The organism is Veillonella sp. (assembly GCF_015058545.1).
GTDB lineage: Bacteria > Bacillota > Negativicutes > Veillonellales > Veillonellaceae > Veillonella_A.
In genome coordinates, this window is record NZ_SVCB01000036.1 from 1 (window position 1) to 8055 (window position 8055).

8 protein-coding genes are annotated in these 8055 nt (G+C 40.7%); 1 reads left to right on the forward strand and 7 read right to left on the reverse strand.

The window, feature by feature from the left end:
• Positions 1-211: 211 nt before the first annotated feature.
• The 4 genes from hemW to E7204_RS02125 form a co-directional block, all read right to left on the reverse strand.
• Positions 212-1390, reverse strand: a complete 1179-nt coding sequence (hemW, locus tag E7204_RS02110; RefSeq protein ID WP_295181089.1) for a radical SAM family heme chaperone HemW — start codon at positions 1388-1390, stop codon at positions 212-214.
• A 93-nt stretch (positions 1391-1483) separates the two neighbouring features.
• Positions 1484-3286: a translation elongation factor 4 gene (gene lepA, locus E7204_RS02115; RefSeq protein ID WP_295181091.1), complete on the reverse strand. Its 1803-nt coding sequence runs from the start codon at positions 3284-3286 to the stop codon at positions 1484-1486.
• Between the two features lie 222 nt (positions 3287-3508).
• Positions 3509-3652, reverse strand: a complete 144-nt coding sequence (locus tag E7204_RS02120) for a hypothetical protein (RefSeq protein WP_295181093.1) — start codon at positions 3650-3652, stop codon at positions 3509-3511.
• 173 nt (positions 3653-3825) lie between these two features.
• Positions 3826-4086 (reverse strand): hypothetical protein, encoded by a 261-nt coding sequence (locus E7204_RS02125; RefSeq protein ID WP_295181094.1) that lies wholly within the window; start codon positions 4084-4086, stop codon positions 3826-3828.
• A gap of 161 nt (positions 4087-4247) precedes the next feature.
• Between E7204_RS02125 and E7204_RS02130 the strand changes: the two genes are divergently transcribed.
• Positions 4248-4484: a hypothetical protein gene (locus E7204_RS02130; RefSeq protein ID WP_295181096.1), complete on the forward strand. Its 237-nt coding sequence runs from the start codon at positions 4248-4250 to the stop codon at positions 4482-4484.
• Between the two features lie 134 nt (positions 4485-4618).
• Here the strand turns inward: E7204_RS02130 and mnmA are convergent, their stop codons facing one another.
• The 3 genes from mnmA to miaA form a co-directional block, all read right to left on the reverse strand.
• Positions 4619-5680, reverse strand: a complete 1062-nt coding sequence (gene mnmA / locus E7204_RS02135) for a tRNA 2-thiouridine(34) synthase MnmA (protein ID WP_295181097.1) — start codon at positions 5678-5680, stop codon at positions 4619-4621.
• A gap of 309 nt (positions 5681-5989) precedes the next feature.
• Positions 5990-7234 (reverse strand): methionine gamma-lyase family protein, encoded by a 1245-nt coding sequence (locus E7204_RS02140; RefSeq protein ID WP_295181099.1) that lies wholly within the window; start codon positions 7232-7234, stop codon positions 5990-5992.
• 37 nt (positions 7235-7271) lie between these two features.
• A partial coding sequence (gene miaA, locus E7204_RS02145; protein WP_295181101.1) for a tRNA (adenosine(37)-N6)-dimethylallyltransferase MiaA occupies positions 7272-8055 on the reverse strand: 784 nt, incomplete at its 5' end.

Consider the following 8055-nt stretch of genomic DNA (forward strand, 5'->3'; position numbering starts at 1 on the left):
AGCGCTCTCCCAGCTGAGCTATACCCCCGTGCATTACAGATATCATAATACTAAAATTTTCACTAACTTGTCAATATAAATTTTAAAATAGTATACTATCCCTTTAAATTGCTTATAAGACTAATGAAGGCTCTTAAAAATGGGAATACCAGATAAGTTCCTGGGATTTTTTAATTTCTAAGAGCCTTCAATAACCTTCATCAACCTTCAATCAGCGTATAAACTGACTAAACACATAGTTACCATGTTTAGCCCCTTCACGAGTTAAACGCCACCCGTCCTCATTGCTCTGTAACAACCCCTGTGCGATTAAAGTCTTTAGTTCTTCACCAAATAAATCAGTAACAGCTGAATGAAAGCGCGCTTTAAAAGCTGCTGCCGATAAACCCCATTTAGTTCGTAAAGCCAAGAAACAGAAATCTTCAACAGCTCTGTCTTCACTAATTGGTTCTTCAAATACTAGGGGCAACGCATTTTGCCGCAAACGATTAATATACGGAACAACGTATGGCTCATTGTTGCGGCGCACATCTTCGTAAAACGAATAGGCACCGGCACCAAAAGCCAAGTACTCTTTATATTGCCAATAGCGCAGATTATGATAGCTGTAAGATCCATTGTTGGTAAAATTGGAAATCTCATAGCGCTCAAAGCCATGAGCCTTCAATTCATCAAGCATGCAATCATACATGGCTTCGTTAGCATCATCCGACGGCAAATCGAGCTGACCAAGTTCCACCTGTTTATACAGATTGGTTCCTTCTTCCAACTGTAAGCCATATATTGAAATATGACTGACCCCTAAATTGAGCATGGTGGCAACATTGGTCTTTATGTCTTGTAAGGTCTGTCCCGGTAAGGCATAAATTAAATCACCGCTTACCGAATTAAACCCAACGGATAAAGCATCGGTAATTGCCTGCTTAGCCATATGCGAGTTATGCCCTCGACGTAACAGCTTTAGAAGTTCGTCATCAAAGGTTTGCACGCCATAGCTGATGCGCGTTACGCCCAACGATTTCAAGCCTTTTAAATAGTCTATTTCTATTTCCCCCGGATTGGCTTCAATTGACAGTTCCTGTACCGAATCACAAGGATAATAGGTGTATAAAGTTTTTAATATTTGTTCCAATTGCTTAAGCGATAATTGGGTCGGTGTTCCGCCGCCAAAATAGATGGTATTTACCGGAATTTCAGTGCTTTCCGGATGCAACTCTGCCCAGAGTTTAATTTCGGCGCACAGCGCTTCCACATAATCATCGTAATACGCTTCTAAGCCTTCATACGAGGCAAAATCGCAATAGGAACATTTTTTACGACAAAACGGGATATGAAGGTACACCCCCATATCCCGCGTGGTCGTAAAAGAGGGTGTGAATGTCTCAGCCATACACAAACTCCTTTATCTTTTTTGAAAAAACCAGTCAATTTAGGCCACGATAGGCCATACTAAATTGGTAACCGCCATTGAAATGCGATTCAATTATTTATCGTCAACTTTAAGAATAGCCATGAACGCTTCCTGCGGAATTTCTACACTACCAACCGCTTTCATACGCTTTTTACCTTCTTTTTGTTTTTCCAATAATTTACGCTTACGGCTGATGTCACCGCCGTAACATTTAGCCAAAACGTCTTTACGCCAAGCTTTAACCGTTTCACGAGCCACAATTTTATTACCAACTGCTGCCTGAATCGGAATTTCAAACATTTGACGTGGAATTAATTCTTTTAATTTTTCAGCTAATGCACGACCGCGTGTAGCCGCTCTGTCTTTATGAACGATGATACTCAACGCATCCACCGGTTCACCGTTCAAGAGAATATCCATCTTAACCATCGGCGATGCCTGGTAACCGATTAGCTCATAGTCTAAAGAAGCGTAGCCTTTAGTTGCGGACTTCAATTTATCAAAGTAATCGTAAATGATTTCGCCCAATGGTAAATGATATACGATAGAAACACGGGTTTCATCCAAATATTCCATGGATTGGTATTCACCGCGTTTATCCTGAGAAAGCTCCATAATGGCGCCTACAAAATCTTTAGGAACGATAGTTGTCGCTTTTACATACGGTTCTTCAATAAAGTCGATTTCCGTTGGTGGCGGCAATTTGGATGGATTGTCGATTTCTAAAATCTCACCGTTTGTCTTATGTACTTTGTAGTTTACACTCGGTGCTGTTGTAATGAGTGTTAAATTGTATTCACGTTCCAAACGTTCTTGAATAACGTCCATATGCAAGAGTCCGAGGAAGCCGCAGCGGAAACCGAAGCCCAAAGCAATGGATGTTTCCGGTTCGTACTCAAGGGCCGCGTCGTTAAGATTGAGCTTTTCAAGAGCATCGCGAAGATTGTCATAATCCTTGCTGTCAGTTGGATAAAGGCCACAGTATACCATGGATACTGCTTTACGATAGCCCGGTAACGGTTCCGCCGCCGGATCGTCAGCTTTCGTAATGGTGTCACCTACATGACAATCGCGTACGTTTTTAATACTGGCCGCTACGCAACCTACGGCGCCACATGTTAATTCCTCCACCGGCAATAAGTTTGGCGTGAAAACACCAAGCTCGGTTACTTCAAAGTCTTTTTGATCATGCATCATACGGATAATGTCACGTTTTTTGAGAGAACCTTCTTTAACGCGTACATAGGCAATGGCACCTTTGTAGGAGTCAAAGCGAGAGTCGAAAATAAGCGCTCTGGTCGGCTGATCGGATTTATCTTCCGGAGCCGGAATGCGTTCTACGATGGCTTCCAAGATATCTTGAATACCGATACCGGACTTGGCACTGGCCAAAATAGCATCGGACGCATCGAGACCGATAATATCTTCAATTTCTTTTTTTACACGATCTACATCGGCACTCGGCAAGTCGATTTTGTTAATAACCGGAATAATTTCCAAGTCATGTTCCAATGCTAAATATACATTGGCTAATGTTTGTGCTTCTACGCCCTGTGCGGCATCCACAACAAGCAATGCCCCTTCACAAGCAGCCAAAGAACGAGATACTTCATAACTGAAGTCAACATGACCCGGGGTATCAATCAAGTTTAAGGTATATTGTTTACCGTCTTTAGCAGTGTGTAGCAAACGAACGGATTGCGCTTTGATTGTAATCCCGCGTTCTCGTTCTAAGTCCATGGAATCCAATACCTGAGCTTCCATTTCACGCTTTGTGAGCGTTCCCGTTGCTTCTATTAAACGGTCAGCCAAGGTGGATTTCCCGTGGTCTATATGGGCAATAATACAGAAATTGCGAATATGTTCAGTTACCATGTTCCATTCTCCTTATAATTAGCTTAACCACGTCATTCTCAATAATTTAGGATGAGCAACGGTTGAGCAATCAATAAATTTAAACAAATATATAGAGACTAAAATTAAGTAATAATCTTAGTTAGTTTTACATAAAATGTATAATCCATTTAATTATTATACCATTACTAGTGTCTATCGTCTATTAAAGCAAAAATACTAATTGTTAAAGACTTGCACATATTACTTTCTTAATTGTTGCACAATAGCAATTACACCCAAAATCAAGGCAATGCCACCAAACCAATCCCATCCATATTTATCCATAGATAAATAAACTGATATACTCAATAAAACTAATACTATTGTTCCACTTTTATTTTTCATATGTTCATGATAAGATATAGACGAGTTAGGGACTTACGTCCTTAACCCTTGCACAGTCCTTACTATTTGAAAAATGTTTTTATTGCAACGGCTATTAGCACTATCTTTTCAATTATAGTAAGGTCTTTTTCTATATCGTAATCACATGTTACATCTCCAATCGATAAGGTAGTTTATTTAATAAACTGTTTTAAAGCAGGATATTCAAGTACAAATTCTGATAGTACCGCCTTACATCCCTCATTTTCGGTCGGATATATTTTAATGTCATATTTTGAACCACGTTCATAAATATAAAACTCAAATTCCTTATTATCAGTTGGCCATAAACAAATTACAGTGTCAATTTTTCTTCCATCCTCTTTAAATAGAGAAAAATATATTGAGGGGACCCCCGCATCGAGTAATATCTTTTTTAATTCTATTCGATTCATCTACTCAACCTCTTATAATATTCGTTTCTAATCTATTCACATGCCCCTAAAATACTTGTCTTGTCATAATCGTAAGTTTATCTTGTATTATCATTGAGCACCCTTCTTTTCATTATAACTATTTGATATCATAATTATAAAGAAAAAGGAGGTGATTTACTATGGGAAGATGGATTCCTGAATATTACCAGATACACTGCCCACATATTAATAAGAACGTTACCATGATAATTGAATCCAAACATATCATAGGTACCAGCAGTTACCTGCTTAAAGTTGTTCTTGATTCATCTTGCGGTATTTATGAAACTTGCCCTGCAAAGGACGAAAAAGGTCGTTGCCTCGTATATCTAAAAGTAGAGAAACAGATGAAAAAAGCTTATGAAGATAGCTTTTAAAGAAAGTTATATTTTGAAATAATACAGTTAGTAAACCAAAATAAAAATATTTTTTTATTTAGAAAGCCTGTAACCAATCTCGGTTACAGGCTTTCTAACTGTTTGTTACATCAATTATTGTGCTCAATATTTAGTTAGCAAACAGTTTCAATAACACCGCCGCCAAGTAATTGGGTGCCTTCGTAGAAAGCTACCGATTGACCCGGCGTAATCGCACGTTGCGGTTTTTCAAAAATAACTTCCATTGTTTCATCATCAAGAATACGTGCCACACATGGGGAAGGTTCCGCTGCATAGCGAATCTTACCGGATGCATGTAATTCTTGAGGAATCGTGCCGGATAAGAAATTGTAATGTTTACAAATCATGCGGTTGGTAAACAAGCTTTCGTCCGGTCCTACAATGACTTCATTCTTTTCACCATCAAGACGAACAACATAAAGTGGGTATTTGTAAGCAACCCCAAGACCTTTACGCTGACCGATGGTATAGTTGAATAAACCGTTGTGACGGCCTAAAATCTCACCATTTTCATGAACAATATTGCCCGATTTAGCAGGTTCGGATAACTGTTTCTGAATAAAGCCCTGATAATTATGGTTAGGCAAGAAACAAATATCTTCGCTGTCAGGCTTGTTAGCTACCGGTAAATCACGGTCATTAGCCATGGCACGAGTCAATGTCTTCTTCTGCGCACCCAATGGGAACATCAAATGACTCAAAATGTGCTGATTTAAGGTATACAATACATAACTCTGATCCTTGGATGGATCCGCACCTTTGTGAAGTTCATAGAGCTTCGTTGCTTCATTATAACGCACTTGTGCATAATGACCTGTTACCATATGGGATGCGCCCAATTCAAGAGCACGATTTAATAACAAATCAAATTTTATATTTTTATTACAGAATACACAAGGATTCGGTGTGCGCCCGGCGGCATACTCATTAACAAAATAATCTACGACATTATCGTAAAAAACATCTCGAGCATCGACTACATGATGCTCAATACCAAGAAAATCACACATTTTCTTAGCATCCGTTACGGCGAGTGGCACATCATCAGGATCCGTGTCACTTATCCATAAACGCAAGGTAATCCCAAATACCTTATACCCTTGTTCTAACAGCATCGACGCTGTTAAGGAGCTGTCTACGCCCCCACTCATTGCAACTGCTACAACGTTTTCCATGCTTTCTCCTTCTGTGGTCGCTTGACCCGATAAACTCAATAATACATCATACAGAGTGAAAGTCCGAATATGTATATACCGACAATAAAAAAATATAAAATACACAAATGCTTTAAAATGATTGCTAATTCATATAAAAACCGAAGCTCACATTATAAAAATTAGCAGTATCACTATACTAAAGCAACAGTTAGTATACCATAAAAACGGCGCAATATATAGAGATATCTTAATCTTATGATTTTTAACATAATATTACGCCCTTTTTTGATTTTATAAATATTCCGGTTTTAGCTGAATTGAAATAATTTATGCCTTACGATTAGCCAAAATCTCTTCGGCCGCACCGAGGATACCGAGCATGGAATGCTCGAATACAAGGCCGCCCTGCATAAAGATAGTATACGGTGGACGGACCGGACCGTCGGCACTAAGCTCAATAGAAGAACCTTGTACAAAGGTGCCACCGGCCATGATAATCTGGTCCGTATAGCCCGGCATATCGCCCGGAACGGGACGCACGTGCGCATCTACCGGCGAATAAGCCTGCATGCCGCGACAGAATTGTTCCATTTCATCGGCATTATGAAGATTAATCGCCTGAATCAAGTCAAAACGAGGGGAATCCACTTTAGGGAATACTTCATAACCAAGTAAAGTCCCCACAGCAGCCGTATACACAGCACCCTTTAAAGCCTGCAGCACAACATGGGGTGCCAAGAATAAGCCTTGGAAGAATAGACGATAACCCGGTGCATAGGAACCCATGTGGTCACCTAAGCCGGGAGCCGTCAATTCATAAGCCACGTCTTCAACCAACGTTTCTTTACCGGCCACATAACCTCCGGTCGGGGCAATACCGCCGCCGGCATTCTTAATCAAAGAGCCGGCCATAATATCGGCACCATGTTCCAACGGTTCCGACATTTCCGTAAACTCGCCGTAGCAGTTGTCGACGAAGCAAATCGTCTTCGGATTCTTAGCTTTAACAACTTTGCAGATTTTTTCAATATCCATAACGGAAAGAGGTTCACGAGTGCTGTAACCACGAGATCGCTGAATTACGACTACACGCGTATTTTCCGTTACAGACGCCGCAATACCGTCTAAATCATAAGTGCTGTCTTTTAACGGTACTTCTTTATAGATGAAACCGCGTTCCACCAAGGAATTACGCACCGGATGCGGTACACCGATTACAGACTGCATCGTATCATACGGGGCGCCTACAGCATACACAAACTCTTTACCCTCTTTGCCGCTGCCCAGTAAAGCGATTAAAGTGGTAGCCAAAGCATGAGTACCGGATACGAAATGAGCACGAACTAACGCTTTTTCCGCTTTAAACACATGTGCGAACACTTCGTCCAATTTTTCACGACCGCTGTCATTATAACCGTAACCGCTGGAGCCGTTGAAATGATAATCACTTAACTGACATTCTTTAAACGCTTCCAACACTTTTTTAGTATTGTACAAGGCAATTGGTTCAAACTGTTTAAATTGAGGCTCTGCCATGCGCAAAGCTTCGTCCCGTATACTATCTAAATTCATTATTTCAAAACATCCTAACTTAAAAATTAAATTCAACTTATACTGTAATGCCCGATTTTTGAATTAAACTCATCGCTTCTTCAAAAATCGAATCACCACTGCGACCATTATCGCAATCAATCCAAACTATATAAGGCATGCGTTTATACCAAGTAATTTGACGTTTGGCAAAACGACGCGTATTCTGCTGAATATCGACAATGGCTTGTTCTTTAGTACATTCACCGTTAAAATAGGCTACCACTTCTTTGTAGCCGATACCTTTAAAAGCCTGACAGTCCGGCGAAACACCGGCCGCCAACAGTTGCTCCACTTCCTCAAAGAGACCCTGCTCCACCATAATATTGACGCGCAAATTAATACGCTCATACAGTTCTTCCCGATTACGTCGCAAACCGATAACCGGACCTTCAAAGGATAAGCCCGCTTTTGTCTGATTGGTTAAGGCCTCATAGTTGCCCTGCTCCATCAATTCAATGGCGCGGAAAAGACGGTGTTTGTCGGTGAAGCGAAGTTCAATATGACCTTTTTGGGCTAGTTCTTCGGCGTAGGCCAAGAGACCTGCATCGCCTTTTGCCTGCCATAATGCCTCTAAACGTTCGCGAATGGATTCATTCGGCCCTTCTACGGAAAAATCAAAGCCTTCCAACAAGGACTGCACATAAAAACCGGTTCCACCTGACAAAATAGGCAGGTACCCCTTTTGATGGGCTGCCTTAATTTCGCTGCGCGCTTCTTCCTGAAAATCGGCGGCACTATAGGATTCATCGGCTGTCCGAATATCAATCAAACGATGTGGTACAGCTTCCAGTTCTTCACGG